Source organism: Burkholderia sp. Bp8991 (assembly GCF_003853795.1).
GTDB lineage: Bacteria > Pseudomonadota > Gammaproteobacteria > Burkholderiales > Burkholderiaceae > Burkholderia.
The window spans coordinates 1-18,742 of record NZ_QTQJ01000058.1 but is presented as its reverse complement, the minus strand read 5'-3'; the positions used below and the strand labels follow the sequence as shown (position 1 = coordinate 18,742).

The 18,742-nt window shown below is 65.1% G+C and carries 19 protein-coding genes and 1 pseudogene; 7 read left to right on the top strand and 13 right to left on the bottom strand.

Annotated elements, in window-relative coordinates; translation table 11 throughout:
• Positions 1-147 (top strand): annotated as a pseudogene (locus DIE02_RS34785) (3-hydroxybutyrate dehydrogenase); the annotation flags it as partial.
• Between the two features lie 142 nt (positions 148-289).
• Here DIE02_RS34785 and DIE02_RS34780 read toward each other — a convergent pair.
• Positions 290-1,489, bottom strand: a complete 1,200-nt coding sequence (locus DIE02_RS34780; protein ID WP_124489780.1) for an amino acid aminotransferase — start codon at positions 1,487-1,489, stop codon at positions 290-292.
• A 250-nt stretch (positions 1,490-1,739) separates the two neighbouring features.
• On the opposite strand from DIE02_RS34780, the gene uvrB reads away from it, so the two are divergent.
• The 5 genes from uvrB (at position 1,740) to DIE02_RS34750 (ending at position 7,284) form a co-directional block, all read left to right on the top strand.
• Entirely contained in the window at positions 1,740-3,830 is a 2,091-nt protein-coding gene (gene uvrB, locus DIE02_RS34770) for an excinuclease ABC subunit UvrB (protein WP_044848990.1), read from the top strand.
• A gap of 219 nt (positions 3,831-4,049) precedes the next feature.
• Entirely contained in the window at positions 4,050-4,601 is a 552-nt protein-coding gene (locus DIE02_RS34765) for an iron transporter (protein ID WP_124489781.1), read from the top strand.
• A gap of 55 nt (positions 4,602-4,656) precedes the next feature.
• Entirely contained in the window at positions 4,657-4,989 is a 333-nt protein-coding gene (locus DIE02_RS34760) for a cupredoxin domain-containing protein (RefSeq protein ID WP_124489782.1), read from the top strand.
• Between the two features lie 58 nt (positions 4,990-5,047).
• Positions 5,048-5,890, top strand: coding sequence for an FTR1 family protein (locus DIE02_RS34755; RefSeq protein ID WP_124489783.1), 843 nt, complete (start codon positions 5,048-5,050; stop codon positions 5,888-5,890).
• On the top strand, positions 5,887-7,284 hold the full coding sequence (locus DIE02_RS34750; protein WP_124489784.1) for a 4Fe-4S binding protein: 1,398 nt from the start codon (positions 5,887-5,889) through the stop codon (positions 7,282-7,284). The genes DIE02_RS34755 and DIE02_RS34750 overlap by 4 nt, the downstream gene beginning before the upstream one ends.
• A 320-nt stretch (positions 7,285-7,604) precedes the next feature.
• Here the strand turns inward: DIE02_RS34750 and hemP are convergent, their stop codons facing one another.
• From hemP to DIE02_RS34730, 3 genes are all read right to left on the bottom strand, one after another.
• Positions 7,605-7,853 (bottom strand): hemin uptake protein HemP, encoded by a 249-nt coding sequence (gene hemP / locus DIE02_RS34740; protein ID WP_124489786.1) that lies wholly within the window; start codon positions 7,851-7,853, stop codon positions 7,605-7,607.
• Positions 7,854-7,991: 138 nt separating this feature from the next.
• Entirely contained in the window at positions 7,992-8,474 is a 483-nt protein-coding gene (locus DIE02_RS34735) for an SRPBCC family protein (RefSeq protein ID WP_044849005.1), read from the bottom strand.
• 101 nt (positions 8,475-8,575) lie between these two features.
• Complete coding sequence (locus tag DIE02_RS34730; protein ID WP_124489787.1) at positions 8,576-9,448, bottom strand: pirin family protein; 873 nt, start codon at positions 9,446-9,448, stop codon at positions 8,576-8,578.
• Positions 9,449-9,570: 122 nt separating this feature from the next.
• Between DIE02_RS34730 and DIE02_RS34725 the strand changes: the two genes are divergently transcribed.
• The gene (locus tag DIE02_RS34725) at positions 9,571-10,548 is read left to right on the top strand and encodes a LysR family transcriptional regulator (RefSeq protein WP_124489788.1); all 978 of its coding nucleotides are present in this window, start codon (positions 9,571-9,573) and stop codon (positions 10,546-10,548) included.
• Positions 10,549-10,974: 426 nt separating this feature from the next.
• Here the strand turns inward: DIE02_RS34725 and DIE02_RS34715 are convergent, their stop codons facing one another.
• The 9 genes from DIE02_RS34715 to DIE02_RS34675 all read right to left on the bottom strand — a co-directional run bounded on the left by DIE02_RS34715 (position 10,975) and on the right by DIE02_RS34675 (position 18,267).
• The gene (locus tag DIE02_RS34715; RefSeq protein ID WP_124489789.1) at positions 10,975-11,403 is read right to left on the bottom strand and encodes a biopolymer transporter ExbD; all 429 of its coding nucleotides are present in this window, start codon (positions 11,401-11,403) and stop codon (positions 10,975-10,977) included.
• 13 nt (positions 11,404-11,416) lie between these two features.
• Entirely contained in the window at positions 11,417-12,148 is a 732-nt protein-coding gene (locus DIE02_RS34710) for a MotA/TolQ/ExbB proton channel family protein (protein WP_044848999.1), read from the bottom strand.
• A 34-nt stretch (positions 12,149-12,182) separates the two neighbouring features.
• Positions 12,183-12,911: an energy transducer TonB gene (locus tag DIE02_RS34705; RefSeq protein WP_044849000.1), complete on the bottom strand. Its 729-nt coding sequence runs from the start codon at positions 12,909-12,911 to the stop codon at positions 12,183-12,185.
• A gap of 217 nt (positions 12,912-13,128) precedes the next feature.
• A complete protein-coding gene (locus tag DIE02_RS34700; protein ID WP_011885486.1) occupies positions 13,129-13,365 on the bottom strand; it encodes a bacterioferritin-associated ferredoxin in 237 nt (78 codons plus the stop codon).
• 160 nt (positions 13,366-13,525) lie between these two features.
• On the bottom strand, positions 13,526-14,368 hold the full coding sequence (murI, locus tag DIE02_RS34695) for a glutamate racemase (protein WP_124489790.1): 843 nt from the start codon (positions 14,366-14,368) through the stop codon (positions 13,526-13,528).
• 37 nt (positions 14,369-14,405) lie between these two features.
• Positions 14,406-14,882, bottom strand: coding sequence for a bacterioferritin (gene bfr, locus DIE02_RS34690; RefSeq protein WP_006482753.1), 477 nt, complete (start codon positions 14,880-14,882; stop codon positions 14,406-14,408).
• 193 nt (positions 14,883-15,075) lie between these two features.
• The gene (locus tag DIE02_RS34685; protein ID WP_006478316.1) at positions 15,076-16,599 is read right to left on the bottom strand and encodes a fumarate hydratase; all 1,524 of its coding nucleotides are present in this window, start codon (positions 16,597-16,599) and stop codon (positions 15,076-15,078) included.
• Positions 16,600-16,633: 34 nt separating this feature from the next.
• Complete coding sequence (locus tag DIE02_RS34680; RefSeq protein ID WP_124489791.1) at positions 16,634-17,239, bottom strand: TIGR00645 family protein; 606 nt, start codon at positions 17,237-17,239, stop codon at positions 16,634-16,636.
• A 113-nt stretch (positions 17,240-17,352) separates the two neighbouring features.
• Positions 17,353-18,267 (bottom strand): DMT family transporter, encoded by a 915-nt coding sequence (locus DIE02_RS34675; protein ID WP_044849004.1) that lies wholly within the window; start codon positions 18,265-18,267, stop codon positions 17,353-17,355.
• Between the last annotated feature and the right edge of the window lie 475 nt (positions 18,268-18,742).

Genomic DNA, 18,742 nt, shown 5'->3' with positions numbered 1-18,742 from the left:
AAGAAGGTGATGCTCGGCAACACGGTCGACGGCGTGTTCACGACGGTGCAGGACGTCGCGCAGACGGTGCTGTTCCTTTCGGCGTTCCCGAGCGCCGCGCTCACGGGCCAGTCGTTCGTCGTCAGCCACGGCTGGTTCATGCAGTAACGGGCTCCGGCACGGGCGGCCGCGCTGCGCGCCGCTTGTGCTGCAGCGAGCATTCGCTGACAGTAGAACGGCATGAAAAAACGCGCTCCGGGGAGCGCGTTTTTTGTTTCGGCAGAGCGGGTTGCCACCCGCTGGCACCGGCTTACTTCAGGACCGCAGCGACTGCGGTGGCGACCGCGTCGAGATTGCGCGTGTTCAGTGCAGCAACGCAGATCCGGCCGGTGCCGACTGCGTAGATGCCGAACTCTTCGCGCAGGCGATCGACTTGCGCCGAGGTCAGGCCCGAATACGAGAACATCCCGCGCTGCGCGTTGATGAAGCTGAAGTCGCGATCGACGCCGCTCGCCTTCAGGCGCTCGACGAGACCGTTGCGCATCGCGCGGATGCGGTCGCGCATTTCGCCGAGTTCCTGCACCCACGCAGCATGCAGTTCCGGCGACGCGAGCACGGCCGCGACGACGGCGCCGCCATGGGTCGGCGGGTTCGAGTAGTTCGTGCGGATCACGCGCTTCAGTTGCGACAGCACGCGCGTCGCTTCTTCCTTGCTCGACGTGATGATCGACAGCGCGCCGACGCGCTCGCCGTACAGCGAGAACGACTTCGAGAACGACGACGACACGAACGCGTTCAGGTCGGCCGCGGCAAACAGACGCACCGCGGCGGCATCGGCCTCGATGTTCTCGCCGAAGCCCTGGTAAGCCATGTCGAGGAACGGCACAAGGTTGCGTGCCTTGACGACGTCGACCACCTGCTGCCATTGCGCTTCGGTCAGATCCACGCCGGTCGGGTTGTGGCAGCACGCGTGCAGCACGACGATCGTGCCGGCTGCATAGCTGTTCAGCGCCGACAGCATGCCTTCGAAGTTCACGCCGTTGGTTGCGGCGTCGTAGTACGGGTACGCGACGACTTCGAAGCCGGCCGCTTCGAACAGCGCGCGGTGGTTTTCCCAGCTCGGGTCGCTGATCGCCACCTTCACGTTCGGGTTCACGGTACGCAGGAAATCGGCGCCGATCTTCAGTGCGCCCGTGCCGCCCAGTGCCTGCGCCGTGACCACACGGCCTGCGGCGATCAGCGGCGAATCGTTGCCGAGCAGCAGCTTCTGCACCGCTGCGTCGTACGCGGCGATCCCGTCGATCGGCAGGTAGCCGCGCGGCAGGCCGGCGTCGACACGCGCCTTTTCCGCTTCGCGAACGGCGCGCAGCAGCGGAATCTTGCCTTCTTCGTTCGTGTACACACCGACGCCGAGGTTGACCTTGGTCGGACGCGTATCGGCGTTGAAGGCTTCGTTCAGGCCCAGGATCGGGTCGCGGGGAGCAAGCTGGACAGCGGAGAAGAGCGACATGATGATTCGGCAGTAGTGAAAAGAGGGTCAGGCTTTCAGCCGGCGGGGCGGGCGCAGCGGACCGCGCGCCAACGGGCATGGCGCCGGAAAGCGCAGCAGCCTGACATTGTAGCGAATTCACGCTGCCGGAGGCGGCGATTGCGCGCCGAATTGCGATTTCGGACCGCTGCCGCGCGTCAGGAGCCGTCAGCGGTCCGCAACGCCGCGAAGCGCTAGAATAGTTTTTTTGCCCTCGCTCCGGCCGCACTCCATGTCCGAACATCACGCCGAAGTCGGCGACGCGCTCGACGAATCGAAATTCGTGACCTTCGAAGGGTCGCCGTTCCAGTTGTACCAGCCATACCCGCCCGCAGGCGACCAGCCGACCGCGATCGAAACGCTCGTCGAAGGTGTCGGCGACGGCCTCGCATTCCAGACGCTGCTCGGCGTGACGGGTTCGGGCAAGACCTTCACGATGGCCAACACGATCGCGCGGCTCGGCCGCCCGGCCATCGTGTTCGCGCCGAACAAGACGCTTGCGGCGCAGCTCTACGCGGAGTTCCGCGAGTTCTTCCCGCGCAACGCGGTCGAGTACTTCGTGTCGTACTACGACTATTACCAGCCGGAAGCGTACGTGCCGCAGCGCGACCTGTTCATCGAGAAGGATTCGTCGATCAACGAGCACATCGAGCAGATGCGGCTGTCGGCGACGAAAAGCCTGATGGAGCGCCGCGACGTGGTGATCGTCGCGACGGTGTCGGCGATCTACGGTATCGGCAACCCGTCCGAATACCACCAGATGATCCTGACGCTGCGCACCGGCGACAAGCTCGGCCAGCGCGACGTGATCGCGCGGCTGATCGCGATGCAGTATTCGCGCAACGAACAGGACTTCCAGCGCGGCACGTTCCGCGTGCGCGGCGACACGATCGACATCTTCCCGGCCGAGCATGCGGAGCTGGCCGTGCGCGTCGAGCTGTTCGACGACGAGGTCGAGACGCTGCAGCTGTTCGACCCGCTGACCGGGCGCGTGCGGCAGAAGATCCCGCGCTTCACCGTGTATCCGTCGTCGCACTACGTGACGCCGCGCGACACCGTGATGCGGGCGGTCGAGACGATCAAGGACGAATTGCGCGAGCGCCTCGAGTTCTTCCACCGCGACGGCAAGCTCGTCGAGGCGCAGCGCCTCGAGCAGCGCACGCGTTTCGACCTCGAGATGCTGCAGGAACTCGGCTTCTGCAAGGGCATCGAGAACTACTCGCGGCACTTCTCGGGCGCCGCGCCCGGCGAGCCGCCGCCGACGCTCGTCGACTACCTGCCGCCCGATGCACTGATGCTGCTCGACGAATCGCACGTGCTGATCGGCCAGCTGAACGGCATGTACAACGGCGACCGCGCGCGCAAGGAAAACCTCGTGAACTACGGTTTCCGGTTGCCGTCGGCGCTGGACAACCGGCCGCTGAAGTTCCCCGAGTTCGAGCGCAAGATGCGCCAGGTGGTGTTCGTGTCGGCGACGCCGGCCGACTACGAGCAGCGCGTGACGGGGCAGGTGGCCGAGCAGGTGGTGCGGCCGACCGGGCTCGTCGATCCGGAAATCGAAGTGCGCCCGGCAAGCTCGCAGGTCGACGACGTGCTGACCGAGATCAACGCGCGCGTGAACGCCGGCGAGCGCGTGCTGATCACCGTGCTCACGAAGCGGATGGCCGAACAGCTCACCGAGTTCCTGGCCGACCACGGCGTCAAGGTGCGCTACCTGCACAGCGACATCGACACGGTGGAGCGGGTCGAGATCATCCGCGACCTGCGGCTCGGCACGTTCGACGTGCTGGTCGGGATCAACCTGCTGCGCGAGGGCCTCGACATCCCGGAAGTGTCGCTGGTCGCGATTCTCGATGCGGACAAGGAAGGCTTCCTGCGCGCCGAACGCTCGCTGATCCAGACGATCGGCCGCGCGGCGCGCAACGTGAACGGCAAGGCGATCCTCTATGCCGATAACATGACCGAGTCGATGAAACGCGCGATCGGCGAGACCGAGCGGCGCCGCGCGAAGCAGATCGCGCACAACGAGAAGATGGGCATCACGCCGCGCGGCGTGGTGAAGCGCATCAAGGACATCATCGACGGCGTCTACAACGCCGACGAAGCGCGCGCCGAGCTGAAGGAAGCGCAGCAACGCGCGAAGTTCGAGGACATGTCGGAAAAGCAGATCTCGAAAGAGATCAAGCGTCTCGAAAAGCAGATGGCCGACTACGCGAAGAACCTCGAGTTCGAAAAGGCTGCGGCGACGCGCGACCAGCTTGCGTTGCTGCGTGAACGCGTGTTCGGCGCGAACGTGGGCGACCACGTCAACGGCGGCCGGTAAATCTTTCCAAACGTCACTGAAACCTTCTGGTAACACCGTTGTAAGCCTTGTCGGATCAGGGGTTTACGCGGTGTCTCGTTTGTTCCGGAGCCGGTTCGGTGCTAAACTTCGCAAGTATTGAGAATAGTTCGCATTAACGTTATTCGTTGCGTTAGTGTTTCCAGCGCGCGGACCTGACCGGCGGCGCGCAAGTCACCAGACAAATAACAAGGAGTGTCCATGTTGGGTTCTTCGTTCATCCGCACGTCGGTTGCGGTAGCGGCGGCGCTTGCCGCGATGTCGGCAACGGCAGCCGAATATCCGATCGGCAAGCAGCAGATCCAGGGCGGCATGGAAATCGGCGCGGTGTACCTGCAGCCGATCTCGATGGATCCGGAAGGGATGATGCGCAAGGCGTCGGATTCGGACATCCACCTCGAGGCCGACATCCACGCGGTCAAGAACAACCCGACGGGTTTCGCGGAAGGCGACTGGATGCCGTACCTGCAGGTCACGTACAAGCTGACGAAGCAGGGCGACACGAAGTGGAAGGCCGAAGGCGACCTGATGGGCATGGTCGCGAGCGACGGCCCGCACTACGGCGACAACGTGAAGCTGGCCGGCCCGGGCAAGTACCACCTGACGATGACGGTCAAGCCGCCGATGCAGTCGGGCCACATGGCGTTCGGCCGTCACGTCGACAAGGAAACGGGCGTGGGCGCGTGGTTCAAGCCCATCACCCTCGAATACGACTTCCCGTTCGCCGGTATCGGCAAGAAGGGCGGGTACTGATCGGTGGCATCACGGACGGCGCGCTTCGGCGCGCCGTCGGCGTAGAGAACCCAGAATGAAATTTCCCCAGAAAATCGTCGCCGCAGCCGCCGCGCTGTGGCTCGTCGGCGCGGCGCATGCCGCCGATCTGCCGACGTTCAAGCTCGAGATGACGGACGGCAAGCTGAATCCCGCCCGTATCGAAGTGCCGGCCGGGCAGCGCTTCAAGATCGAGATCCGGAATACCGGCAAGGGCGCCGCCGAATTCGAGAGCGTGCAGCTGCGCAAGGAAAAGGTGCTTGCGCCGGGCGCCGATTCGTTCGTGGTCGTCGCCCCGCTGTCGCCGGGCGAATACAAGTTTTTCGACGATTTCCACCAGCAGGCACAGGGCGTGATCGTCGCGAAGTAATACGTTTTATCTGCGTGCGGGCGTACGCGTGCCTTGCCCCGCACGTCAGGAGGATTCAATGGGTCAGATCTTGTTCATCGTCTGGCGGGAGAGCGTCGAAGCGCTGCTCGTCGTCGGCATCCTCTATGCATGGCTGAAGAACGGCGACGACGACGCGCGCCGCGGCCTGCCCTTTCTCTGGACGGGCGTGGCAGTCGGCCTGCTGATGGCCGTCGGTCTCGGCGCCGCGCTCGTCGGCTTCACCGAAGTGCTGTCCGGCGACGCGCAGGACTATTTCCAGACCGCGATGGTGCTGATCGCGTGCGTGCTGATCGTGCAGATGGTGCTGTGGATGCGCCGGCACGGCCGCACGCTGAAGCGCGACATGGAGCAGTCGCTGCAGCAGAGCACGCGCGATTCGAACTGGTGGGGCGTCGCCGTGCTGGTCGCACTCGCGATCGCACGCGAAGGCAGCGAGACGGTGATCTTCCTGTACGGCCTCGGTTTCGGCCAGTCGGGGCACGTGGACGGCGGCCAGATGCTCGCGGTCGTGATCGGCCTCGGCCTCGCGCTCCTCACGTTCTATCTGCTGCAGCTCGGCGGCAAGTACTTCTCGTGGCGGCATTTCTTCCGTGTCACCGAAGTGATGCTGCTGTTCCTCGGCGCGGGCCTGTTCCAGACCGGCGTCGACAAGCTGATCGACAAGGAAATCCTGCCGCTCGGCATTTCGCAGGTGTGGGACACGTCGGGGATCCTCGATGATTCCGGCACGTTCGGTTCGCTCGTCGCGACGCTGACCGGCTATCGCGCGCATCCGGCTCTGACCAACCTGATCGCCTATGCGGTGTACTGGGCGGTGGTCTGGCTGCTGATGAAGCGCGCGAGCCGTCGTCCGGCCGTTCCCGCAGGCCGCGCGGCATGAGTGTCGTCGCCGCAGCCAAGCCGGGCTGGCTCGCGCAGGCCGGCCAGTGGATGCAGCGCCACGGCGCGGTGATCCGCGGCATCCAGTGGGTCGTCGTTGGCGTCTACGCATTCCTGATCATCGTGCCGGCGGTGTTGCCGCTGCCGGACGATTCCGCGCACCTCTGGAACAATCTCACGCTGATCGCGCAGTTCGTGTTCTGGGGCATCTGGTGGCCGTTCGTGCTGCTGTCGATGGTGATGCTCGGCCGCGTCTGGTGCGGCGTGCTGTGCCCGGAAGGCGCACTGACCGAATATGCAAGCAGGTTCGGCCGCGGCGGCGCGATTCCGCGTTGGATGCGGTGGGGCGGCTGGCCGTTCGTCGCGTTCGGGCTCACGACGATCTACGGGCAGATGGTGAGCGTGTACCAGTACCCGCTCGCGGTGCTGTTCGTGCTCGGCGGCTCGACCGTCGGCGCGATCGTGATCGGCGTGCTGTACGGCCGCGAGAAGCGCGTGTGGTGCAAGTATCTGTGCCCGGTCAATGGCGTGTTCGGGCTGCTCGCGCGGCTCGCGCCGATGCGCTACAAGGTCGACGAGGATGCGTGGCGCCGCTCGTACAAGAACGGCGAGCATGGGCATCGCGTGATTCCGATCAATTGCGCGCCGCTCGTGCCGTTGCGCAACATGAAGGGCGCCGCCGCCTGCCACATGTGCGGCCGCTGCAGCGGGCACCGTGACGCAATTGAGCTGTCGTGGCGCTCGCCGTCCGACGAGGTCGTGAACCTCGGCGCGCAGCAGGCGAGCCCGTGGGACACGGCGCTGATCCTGTACGGCCTGCTCGGCGTCGCGATCGGTGCGTTCCACTGGACCGTGAGCCCGTGGTTCGTGCAGATCAAGCAATGGCTCGCGGGCTGGCTGATCGATCACGACATCACGTGGCCGCTCGAGACCAATGCACCGTGGTTCCTGCTCACGCACTATCCGGATCGCAACGACGTGTTTTCGTGGCTCGACGGCGGGCTGATCGTCAGTTACATCGTCGGCACGGGGCTCGTGTACGGCACCGCGCTGCTCGTGCTGCTGGCTGGCGCGACGCTGATGCTCGGACGCTTCGATCGCACGCGTCTCCATCACCTCGCGCAGGCGCTGATCCCGATCGCAGGAGCCGGCGTGTTCCTCGGGCTGTCTGCGACGACGCTGTCGCTGCTGCGGGCCGAGCACGTGCCGCTCGGCTGGGCAGCCGACGTGCGCATCGCGATTCTGGTCGGCGCGAATGCGTGGAGCGCCTGGCTCGCATGGAAAGTGACGGGGCGCTATGCGGCATGGCCGCGCCGGCTGGCTGCATTCGCGTGGTTCGCCGCAGGCCTGGCCGTGGTCGACAGCGCATGGTGGCTGATGTTCTGGGGTTTCTGATGCGGGATTGAAGGCCTTGCGGCCGGGTTCCGGCGGAACCAGAGGGTGGTCCCGCTGCGTGGCTCCGGAACGCGTCGAAGCCGCAGCGCAGTCAACCGCGATGCTTTTTCCCTTGCATCCGGACGCCCAAACGAAAAAGCGACACGTCCTTCGACGTGTCGCTTTTTTCTTCCTTGTGCGAGAACCAAAAAAGTGGCTTGGCTTGCTGCAACGGCTGCTTGAGTGTGTTTGCACGAAGGGGTCTAGATCTCGCGTGCAAGCCGTTACGCTGGCTACTGCCCAACACCTCTCAGGGAGGTGGTCCCCACAATACTCTGTCGTTACTTCGTCAGGATCAGTTTGCCGAGCCGCGTGGCACGCAACTGATACGTCTCTCCGTTATGCGCGATGCTGATGTGGCTGTGGCCTTGCAGCAGCGCATCGCTGCTGAGGGTCCGGGTGCCGGCATCGTGGCTACTAGCGGCGGGTTTCGCCGGCGTCGTGACCGCCGCCGTCTTCTGACGGTTGGCGCTTGCGGTGCCGGTCGGGCGGCGCAAGCTCAGCGTGGTCGGGCGCGTGGTGTCGGTCATTCGGTTGATCGGTGACTGTCGATACGGTGGAATGAATTCTAAATGATAACTATTCCCATTTACAAAAACTCTTTATCGATCGATATGGCGAATTCGATAGCCTGAGTCGAATGGGCGGCCCGCAGGCCGCCGCCGACGTCAGTGGAGCGGGTCGGGGTCCTTGCGCCCCTGGGCGTATTCGCGAATCAGGCGCACCGTGTCGATGTCCGACGTGCGATACGCTTCCTTGACGATGCCGTGCGTCTGGCGCGCTTCCTCGCTGTCGTCCGTGACGGTCAGCGTCGTGCGGTATTCGAAGCGCAGGAACAGCTCGTGGTCGTCGCGCTCCTCGATCGTCATCGTCAGCGAGCCGCCGATTTCGCCGCCGGCCGCATGGATGTCGTAGCGCACTTGCTGGTTCGGGGTGAACGTCACGCGGTCGCGCACGGTCGCATGCCCGTAGTGCAGTTCGCGTTCGAGCGTCGTGTCCGTCCGTTCGTGGACGACACAGCTGTCGAGGCCGATCACGAACAGCTGCGGCTGTTCGGCGCGCAGTACGAGGCCTTCCCAGAGCTGGTCGCGGGTCAGGGAAGGCACGGCCGGATCGTCGGAGTTGATCTGGATCAGATGTTCGAAATTCACGGGGGCGGGTTCCTTCTGGTGGCGGGCAGCCACATGGTTCAAGAAGTCATTGTGACGCAAAACGAGCGGTTTCGCGGCACCTGCGCCCCCCCGATCGGACGTCACGCTTCGATGCGACCCATGCGGCCGGTCTGGTAGTCGACGACGGCCTGCCGGATCTCTTCCTCGGTATTCATCACGAACGGGCCATAGCGGACGATCGGCTCGTTGAGCGGCACGCCGCCGATCAGCAGCAGGTCGAGCGGCGTATCGCCGGCCTCGAACGTCACCGCATCGCCATCGTCACCGTAGACGACCATGTGCCGTGCGTCGACCGGCTGCCTGTCGGGCCCGTAGCGGCCGGCTCCGTCGAGCGGGTAGGCGAACACGCGATACCCTGCCGGCACCGGCTGCGTGACCGTTGCGCCCGGTTGCAGCGTGAAATGCTGGTAGAGGATCGGCGTGCGCGTCTCGATTGCCGCACGCACGCCGAACGCTTCGCCGGCGATCACGCGTACCTGCGCGCGGCCGTCCGGCGACGTCGCGCTCGGGATGCGGCCGGCCGGGATCTCCTGGTAGCGCGGTGCGATCAGCTTGTCGCGGCGCGGCAGATTGACCCACAGCTGGAAGCCGTGCGAACGTCCGCCGGCCCGAGCGAACTCGGGATCCGGCATTTCGCTGTGCACGACACCCGCGCCGGCCGTCATCCACTGCACGTCGCCGGGCCCGAGCGTGCCGGCATGGCCGGCCGAATCGCGATGACGAAAACGCCCGTCGAGCACGTAGGTGACGGTCTCGAAGCCGCGATGCGGATGGTCGGGCGCGCCCTTGGCTTCGCCAGGGGCATAGTCGACGGGGCCCATTTCATCGAGCAGCAGGAACGGATCGAAATCCATCAGCAGCCGGGTCGGGAACGGACGGTGAACCACGAAGCCGCCGCCTTCGGTCGTGCGAAGCGCGGGGTACGTGCGGTCAAGCGAGCGAGCGGTCGTCATGCAGAAGCCCTCGATAACATCGGAATAGCGTCATTTTTGAAACATAGCGCTATTATATTGGGCGTTTTACCGGCCGATTTGCGGCGGTTCGCAATGGATTGTTCTGAAATTGGAACGATGACATGAACATCGATGCACACAACCTGAACGACCTCATGTACTTTTCGCAGGTCGTCGAACACGGCGGTTTCTCGGCGGCGGAACGCGTACTGGGCATCTCGAAATCGCGCCTGTCGCGGCGCCTGACCGAACTCGAGGCGGCGCTCGGCGTGCGCCTGCTGCAGCGCTCGACGCGCAAGCTCGCGCTGACCGAGGCGGGAGAACTGTTCTACCAGCATTGCCAGGCGATGCTCGCCGAGGCGCAGGCCGCGATGAACGCCGTGCAGCAGCTGCGTGCGTCGCCGCGCGGCTCGGTGCGCGTGAGCGTCCCCGTTACCCTGTCGCAGACGATGCTGTCGCGCATCCTTCCCGAATTCCTGCACCGCTATCCCGAGGTCAAGGTGCACATCCGTGTGACCAATCGCGTGATCGACCTGTTCGAGGATTCGATCGACGTCGCGTTGCGCGTGCGCTCGGAGCCGCCGCAGAACGCGAACATCGTCGTGCGGCCGCTGTGGCGGACCGAGCAGATGCTGGTCGGCGCGCCGAGCCTGCTGAACCAGAATGCGCCGCCGCTCGTGCCGGACGATCTGGCCCATTTCGAGACGCTCGATACGCCGAGCGTCGACGGGCGGCACGTGTTCAGCCTGATCGCACCGGATGGCACGCGTCATTTGCACGAGCACGATCCGCGGCTCGTGACGGCCGACCTGATGACGATCCGCGAGGCCGTGCTCGACGGCCTCGGCATCGCGGCGCTGCCCGAGATGATGTACGGCAATGCATTGCGCGCGGGGCAGTTGTCGCCGGTGATGCCGGGCTGGACGCTGCCGGTGCCGCAGCTCTACGCGGTGTTCGTGTCGCGGCAGGGGATGCCGCCCGCGGTGCGCGCGTTCGTCGACTATCTGGTCGAGAAGCTCGACCACGGCGAATACAAGCAGCCGGGCTGCCCCGAGCGCGCGAAGAAGGATGCGGCGGCGGCCGATGCTTCGGCCACCTGAATGCAAGATGCGCGTCGTGGCAAATTTGTTTTGTCATTGAAGCGCCGCCTGCAATCGCAAGTTTCAATCGCCGGGACCTTGAATGCATCCGCGGGCAGGCCTATATTGAAATCCCATTTCGCGAAGGAAGTTCTGAGCGGAATCAGGTGGCCGCATATATTGCGAGCCAGATAGGGCAGAACGCGCAGTCCGTGCAGACCACGGTAGCCGCATTTGCGTTGCTCGAGGCGCAACCGATACCGCCGAAGAGCCCGCCGCCCGAAGGCGCCCGCGTGCGCATGAAAAAAGGCCTTCATCTGGCGATGAAGGCCTTTTACTTTGTGTGTGGCCGGCTAGGTGCGGCCGGCTAGGTGCGGCCGGCTAGGTGTGGCCGGCGAGGCGCGGCCGGCCAAGCGACCGACCGTCGCGTAGCGAAATGCGCGTGCGTTACTTCGCCCTCGCAGTCGGCTCCGTCACGAAGCCGAGCTTCGTCAGGCCGCCGGCCTGCGCATCGGACATCACTTCGGCCACACGTTCATAGGCAACCTTGCGATCGGCACGCAGGTGCAACTCCGGTTGCGGCTGATGCTGTGCCGCTTCCGCGATGTGCGCCTGCAGTTGCTCGCGCGTGACCGTCTGTTCGTTCCACAGTATCGTACCGTTGCCCTGGATCGCGACGTCGACTGTCTGCGGCTTTTCGTCGACGGGCTGGCTGCTCGCGTGCGGCAGGTCGATCTTCACCGCATGCTGCATCGCCGGGATCGTCACGAGGAAAATGATCAGGAGTACGAGCATGACGTCGACGAGCGGCGTCATGTTGATCTCGCTCATCACGCCATCGTCGTCGTCATCGCTGAAGCCGGTGTTCATTGCCATGGTTCACCCCGTCTCAGCTGGCGCGTGAAGCAAGGCGCAGGCCGTCGCGGGGCGACGACGATGCGAGGCGCGCACCCGTCACGAAGTACGCGTGCAGACCGTGCGCGAAGCGGCGCAGCTTGCTGACGACACCCTTGTTCGCGCGGGTCAGTGCGTTGTAGCCGAGCACCGCGGGAATCGCGACGAACAGGCCGAAGGCCGTCATGATCAGCGATTCGCCGACCGGACCCGCGACCTGGTCGATCGACGTCTGGCCGGTTGCGCCGATCGCCAGCAGCGCGTGGTAGATGCCCCAGACCGTGCCGAACAGGCCGACGAACGGCGCCGTGCTGCCGATCGACGCGAGAATCGCGAGACCGGCCTGCATGCGCGAGATGCCTTCGTCCATCGTGTCCTTCAGGCAGCGCGTGACCCAGTCCGACACGTCCATGCGGTCGTGCAGGTGCGGTTGCGTCTGATGGTGGTGATCGGCGGCTTCCTTGCCCGACAGCGCGAGCGCGAGGAACGGGTTGTCGCTCGGCGTCGATGCGGCGAGGCCGAGCTTCTTGATGCCGTCGTCGAAATCGTCGGAATGCCAGAACGCCTGCTCGGCATTCTTCGTGAGACGGTTCAGGCGAACCACGTTCCAGCCCTTGACGATGATCACGATCCACGACAGGACCGACATCACGAGCAGCGTGATCGCAATGGCGCGCGTGACGAAATCACCTTGCGCCCAGACGTGCGCGATACCGTAGCTTTGCATTTTTGTTTCCTTTGAATCTTCCGAATGAGGCGGGTTAATCGTCGAGCGTGAAGTTGAAGGGCAGCGTATGGGCGGCGCGAATCGCTTGCCCGTTCTCGATGTACGGCGGACAGGTGCTGGCGCGCGTCGCATCGAGCGCGGCTTCGTCGAGACGCGGGTAGCCGCTGCTCTTTTGCAACTGGACGCTTTCGATCTTGCCCGTCACGCCGATGATGAAGTGAACATAAGCCGTGCCCGTTTCGCCGCGGCGGCGCGACATCGACGGATAGGTGGGCTTCACGAAATTGCAGCTGAGTGCCGATACATTCTTCGGCGCGCTGACCTGCATCGTCTCGCGAGCCGGGCCGGGTGCGGCGGCCGGCGCGGCAGGAGCAGGCGCGGCGGGAGCGGGTGTCGGATCGGCAGCCGCCGGCGCGGGCGTCGGCGACGGGGATTGCGCGACCGGCTGAGGCGTCGGCTTGACCGCCTTCTGCACGGGCTTCGGCTCGACCTTGGGCTTTTCGCGCGGCACGGGCTTCGGCGGTGCGGGCTGCGCGGCCGATTGGACCGCGACCGGTTGAGCGGCAGGCGCAGGCGGGATGAGTTGCGCGGTGATCGACTGGACCTCGATCTCTTTCGGCGGCGGCGCGTTGCGATGGAGCCAGGCGGCCGCCAGCATGATCGCGTGTGCGGCAAGCACACCGACCGCGACGGTGATGACCCGGGGATTCATACGTGGGGCAGCCGGCAGGACGCCGGCAGGAGCGGATTGCGAAGCCTGCATGTTAGCTTGAAAGGACGACGTCGCACCCGGGGCGCGGCGGGTGAATCGGTGTTACTTGCGGAAGATCAGCAGCGAGATGCACACGGTGGTCACAAATCCGATCAGCAATTCCATGACAGGCTCCTTGGCAGGTAAGCCGCTGGCTCGCGCGGAAGATGGCTTGCTGACGGTCGGACATCAAATGCGGCCGCAGCCGCGTGCGTACGCTCGGCGCCGCTCAGGCGGCCTTGCGGTCGTAGAACGTGACCGGGATCGGGTGAGCGTGGTGCTCGACGCCGCACCGGCTCGCGCAGACGCCTTGCTCGGCCATGAGGTCGCGTACGGACTCCTCGCACTTGCCGCAGCACGTGGCCACGCCGAGCTCGAACTGGAGTTCATCGAAGGAACTCACGCCCTCGGCGAGGGACGCGCGAATCTTGCGATCGGAAACAGACTTGCACACGCAGACGATCATGATGAGTTGCGATAGCTAACGTTAATGCGAATTATTATCATTAAATTTGCAGGCGTTGACAAGCCTGGGTTCGGCTTTTTTTAAGGTCATCGGACCCTTGAAATGGAGGGCGGCGCAGCGGTCGGCGGGAGAGGGTGAACCGGCGGCGTGCCGGCCCGCTTCAGACGGTCGCGCAGGCGCGCGCGTTCGGCGAGGAAATGGTGACGGATTCGACCGGAACGTCGAGGCCGAGCAGCGACGACGCGAGCGCGCGCAGTTGCAGGCCGTCGCTCGTCGAGCAGAAGCGCGGCGGCGCGGCACGCGTGCCGGCCGGCGCGCGCAGGCCGCGTTCGTCGAGCACGCGCGTGAGCTGGCGGGCGATCGCGTCGCTCGTGTCGACGATCGTCAGGCGGTCGCCGACAAGGTCACGAATCGTTTCCGTGAAGAACGGATAGTGCGTGCAGCCGAGCACCAGCGTATCGGCGCCGTCGTCGAGCATCGGCTGCAGGTAACGCTCGAGCAACGCACGCAACGCGGGCGAGTTCGTGTCGCCGCGTTCAATCGCTTCGACGAGCCCGTGGCCGGGTTGGCAGATGAAGCGACGGCCGGCGCCGTAACGGTCGAGCAGCGCCTGGAAACGCGGGCTGTTCAGCGTCGATTGCGTGGCGAGCACGCCCGCGATACCGGTCGCGGACACGGCGGCGGCCGGTTTGATGCCCGGCTCGACACCGACGAGCGGAATCGACAGGCGTTCGCGGATGGCCGCGATCGCCCGCGCCGTTGCCGTGTTGCACGCGATCACGAGCGCTTTCGCCCCTTCGCGGGCGAGCCACTCGCCGATGGCCAGCGTACGCTCCGTAATGAACGCCTCGTCGCGCGGACCGTACGGTGCATGGTGCGAATCGGCGACGTAGACGAACGACTCGCCGGGCAGGTGCGCGCGCACGGCGCGCAGCACCGACAGGCCGCCGAGCCCGGAATCGAAGATGCCGACGGGGGCGGCGGGGTGGTTCGTCATCGTCATGCTGAAGGCAAGGTGGCGATCGAGGGGGGGGGGGCGATTACTCGGGCGAACCCATCATCGTCTGCTGGTAGTTCTGCAGGCCGACCTTGCCGATCAGGTCGATCTGCGTTTCCAGCCAGTCGATGTGCTCTTCGGTGTCGTCGAGGATCTTTTCGAAGATCTCGCGCGACACGTAGTCACGCACCGATTCGCAGTAAGCGATCGCTTCCTTGCACGTCGACTGCGAGATCTGCTCGAGCTTCAGGTCGCACTTCAGGATCTCTTCGGTTTCCTCGCCGACCAGCAGCTTGTGCAGATCCTGCAGGTTCGGCAGGCCGTCGAGCATGAACACGCGCTCGATCAGCCAGTCGGCGTGCTTCATTTCGCCGATCGATTCGTCGTATTCGTGCTTGCCGAGCTTGTCGAGGCCCCAGTGCTTGTACATGCGCGCATGCAGGAAGTACTGGTTGATCGCCGTGAGTTCGTTCTTCAGTTGGGCGTTCAGGTATTCGATGACTTTCTTGTCGCCTTGCATGGCTGTTCCTTGTTCAATGGGGCTTCAGAAACCGAACGATAATCGCTCGAACGGGAAATGCCAAGCCTCGGAGCCTTGTCGGGCCTGCCTTTTGCCGGGAATGACAATCTGCGTCGAAGCACCGGCCGCGCACAATCATGAGAATGAGAAGTAAAAAGGCCGGATCGTCGTCCGGCCTTTCGTGCGAGTGCGCTTAAGCGGTTGCGACCGGGATCTTGCCGATCTTCGCCTGCCACTCCTTCGGACCGGTCTGGTGCACCGACGTGCCCGACGAGTCGACGGCCACCGTCACCGGCATGTCCTGCACGTCGAATTCGTAGATCGCTTCCATGCCGAGGTCTTCGAACGCCAGCACCTTCGCGCCGCGGATCGCCTTCGACACGAGGTAAGCGGCACCGCCGACCGCCATCAGGTAGGCCGCCTTGTGCTTCTTGATCGCGTCGATCGCGACCGGGCCGCGTTCGGCCTTGCCGACCATCGAGATCAGGCCCGTCTGGGCGAGCATCGTCTCGGTGAACTTGTCCATCCGCGTGGCCGTCGTCGGACCTGCCGGGCCGACTACTTCGTCACGCACCGGATCGACCGGACCGACGTAGTAGATCACGCGGTTCGTGAAGTCGACCGGCAGCTTCTCGCCCTTCGCCAGCATGTCGGCGATGCGCTTGTGCGCGGCGTCGCGGCCCGTGAGCATCTTGCCCGACAGCAGCAGCGTCTGGCCCGGCGTCCAGCTGGCGACTTCTTCCGGCGTCAGCGTGTTCAGGTCGACGCGCTTGCTGGTTTCCGTGTTCGGTTCCCACTGGACCTTCGGCCAGGCGTCGAGCGACGGCGCCTCGAGCTTCGCGGGGCCCGAGCCGTCGAGCACGAAGTGCGCGTGACGCGTGGCCGCGCAGTTCGGGATCAGCGCGACCGGCTTCGATGCCGCGTGCGTCGGAGCAGCCATGATCTTCACGTCGAGCACGGTCGCGAGGCCGCCGAGGCCCTGCGCGCCGATGCCGAGCGCGTTGACCTTCTCGTGCAGTTCGACGCGCAGCTCCTCGACCCAGTCCTTCGGGCCGCGCGCGATGATTTCCTGGATGTCGATCGGCTCCATCAGCGATTCCTTCGCCATCAGCATCGCCTTCTCGGCGGTGCCGCCGATGCCGATCCCGAGCATGCCCGGCGGACACCAGCCCGCGCCCATCGTCGGGACCGTCTTCAGCACCCAGTCGACGATCGAATCGGACGGGTTCAGCATCACGAACTTCGACTTGTTCTCCGAGCCGCCGCCCTTCGCCGCGACCTGCACGTCGACCTTGTCGCCCGGCACGATCTCGTAGTGGATCACGGCCGGCGTGTTGTCCTTCGTGTTCTTGCGGGCGCCTTCCGGCGGATTGACGATCGACGCGCGCAGCACGTTGTCCGGGTGCGTGTAACCGCGGCGTACGCCTTCGTTGATCATGTCGGTGAGGCCCATCGTCGCGCCGTCCCAGCGCACGTCCATGCCGACCTTCACGAAGATCGTGACGATGCCGGTGTCCTGGCAGATCGGGCGCTTGCCCTCCGCGCACATGCGGCTGTTCGTGAGGATCTGCGCGATCGCGTCCTTCGCGGCCGGGCTCTCTTCCAGCTCGTACGCGCGGCCGAGGGCCTGGATGTAGTCGAGCGGGTGGTAGTAGCTGATGTACTGCAGCGAATCCGCGATGCTCTGGATCAGGTCTTCCTGTTTGATGACGGTCATGGCTGAGACTCTGTGGGGACTGTGGGGAATACGTTTATGCGTGGACGGCAGGTTCGACCGATTTGCGGGACACGGCCGGCGTCGGCGCATGCGTCTCGTGGAAATGGGCCGGGTGCGTGTGGGTCGTCAGGCGGTCGACCCACGCCATCACGAGCGCCGACACGAGGAACGACACGTGGATGAGCACCTGCCACATGATCGCGTGCGTCGTGTGCTGATCCGGGTTGATGAAGGTCTTCAGCAGGTGGATCGACGAAATGCTGATCAGCGCCATCGACAGCTTGACCTTCAGCACGCCCGCGTTCACGTGGTCGAGCCACTCGGGCTCGTCGGGATGGCCCTCGATGCCGAGGCGCGACACGAACGTCTCGTAGCCGCCGACGATCACCATGATCAGCAGGTTCGAAATCATCACGACGTCGATCAGGCCGAGCACCGCGAGCATCACGCTGATCTCGTCGAGGGAGCTCGCGTGCGACAGCAGGTGCCAGACTTCCTTCAGGAACAGGAATACATAGACGGCCTGCGCGACGATCAGGCCCAGATAAAGCGGAACCTGGAGCCAGCGGCTCATGAAGATCAGCGCGGGCAGCGGGCGCAGGGGACGACGGGTGGAGCCGGGCGAATGCGGGGCAGACATGATGGTGGTACGGGCGCTGTGCGCAGGTATCGGGGGTAATCTTGAAAAGGCGCGCTATTGTAACGCGTCGGCCGGCGCGACTGCAGCGACGCGCCGGCGCTGCCGGGGACGGATCAGGACGCGGCAGCCGGCACGCGCTTCACGCGCAGGCTCGCGAGCACGATGCCGGTCACGACGCAGGCGAGCGCGATGCCGTGCGCGAGCGTCGGGCGTTCGCCGAGGAAAGCGATGCCGTACGCGGCGGCGGCGACCGGCAGCACCGCGCTGAACACGCCGGCGAGACTGCCCGGCACGTGCCGGATGCCCTTCATCCACAGCCAGAACGAGAAGATGCTGGCCGACAGCCCGTACCAGACGACGAGCGCCCACGTACCGGCCGGCACGCTCGCGTAATCGAAATGCCACAGCGCCGTCGCGCCGAGCGGCAGCATCAGGCACAGGCCGAACAGGTGCGTGTACGCGCAGATGTCGATCGGCGCGAGCGTCTGCGTGAGCCGGCGCGACAGGATCACGTAGATCGATTCGCAGCACACGGCACCGAGGATCAGCAGGTTGCCGGTCAGCGAGCCGGACGACGTGCCGGCGCCGTGCGCGGACGTGCTGCCTGCGCTGCCGTTGGCGAGGTTGATCGTCACGACGCCGGCGATCGCGAGCGCGATCGACACGAGCGCACGGCCGTTCGGTTTTTCCCGCAGGATCAGCCACGCGAACAGCGCGACGATGGCGGGGATCGTGCTCGTGATCACGCCGGCCGCGACCGCGCTCGTGCGCTGCACGCCGTTGAGCATCAGCAGCGTAAACATGAAGGTGCCGAAGAATGCCTGCAGGAACAGGTTCAGCCATTCCGCACGCCGGACCGCGCGCATCTTCACCGGGCTGAACAGCGGCCACAGCACGGCGATCGCGATCACGAAGCGCAGCGTGGCGAGGATGGCGACCGGGACGAAGACGACGATGGATTTACCGATACCGACGTTGCTGCCGACGAACAGCATCGACAGGATGAGGAAGAGGGCGTAGCGATTCAAGCTGGAGTCCGGGGGGCGAGTTCAGTTAGGATTGTAGGGTCGCGTTTGTAACAGCGTAAAGCCGGCTGTCATGCAGCCGACCGCAAGGCGGCGCTGGCGTGCGAAACGGTCATGCCGCGTAAGTGACGGGTAAGTTCGAGCGCTTATCGTGGATATCGCCGGGCCGTACGTCCATCGTCGCATGACGTGGTGCGGCGCAGCATCGTGCGCAGCCTCCGGGCCGCGCGCGGGTGGGTGGGAGACAGCGGCGCACATGCGCCGGCCAAAGAAGCGCGGCGCGCATGATCGCGCCGCCATGCAGAGGATTCATGTTCACCAAGGGGTTGTCGATGTCTGCGATTGAATCGGTTCTTCACGAAACCCGTCAGTTTGCGCCGCCCGCGGCGCTCGAGAAGGCGGCCAACATCTCCGGCATGCCGGCCTACCGCGCGCTGGTCGCCGAAGCCGAGCAGGATTACGAAGGCTTCTGGGCGCG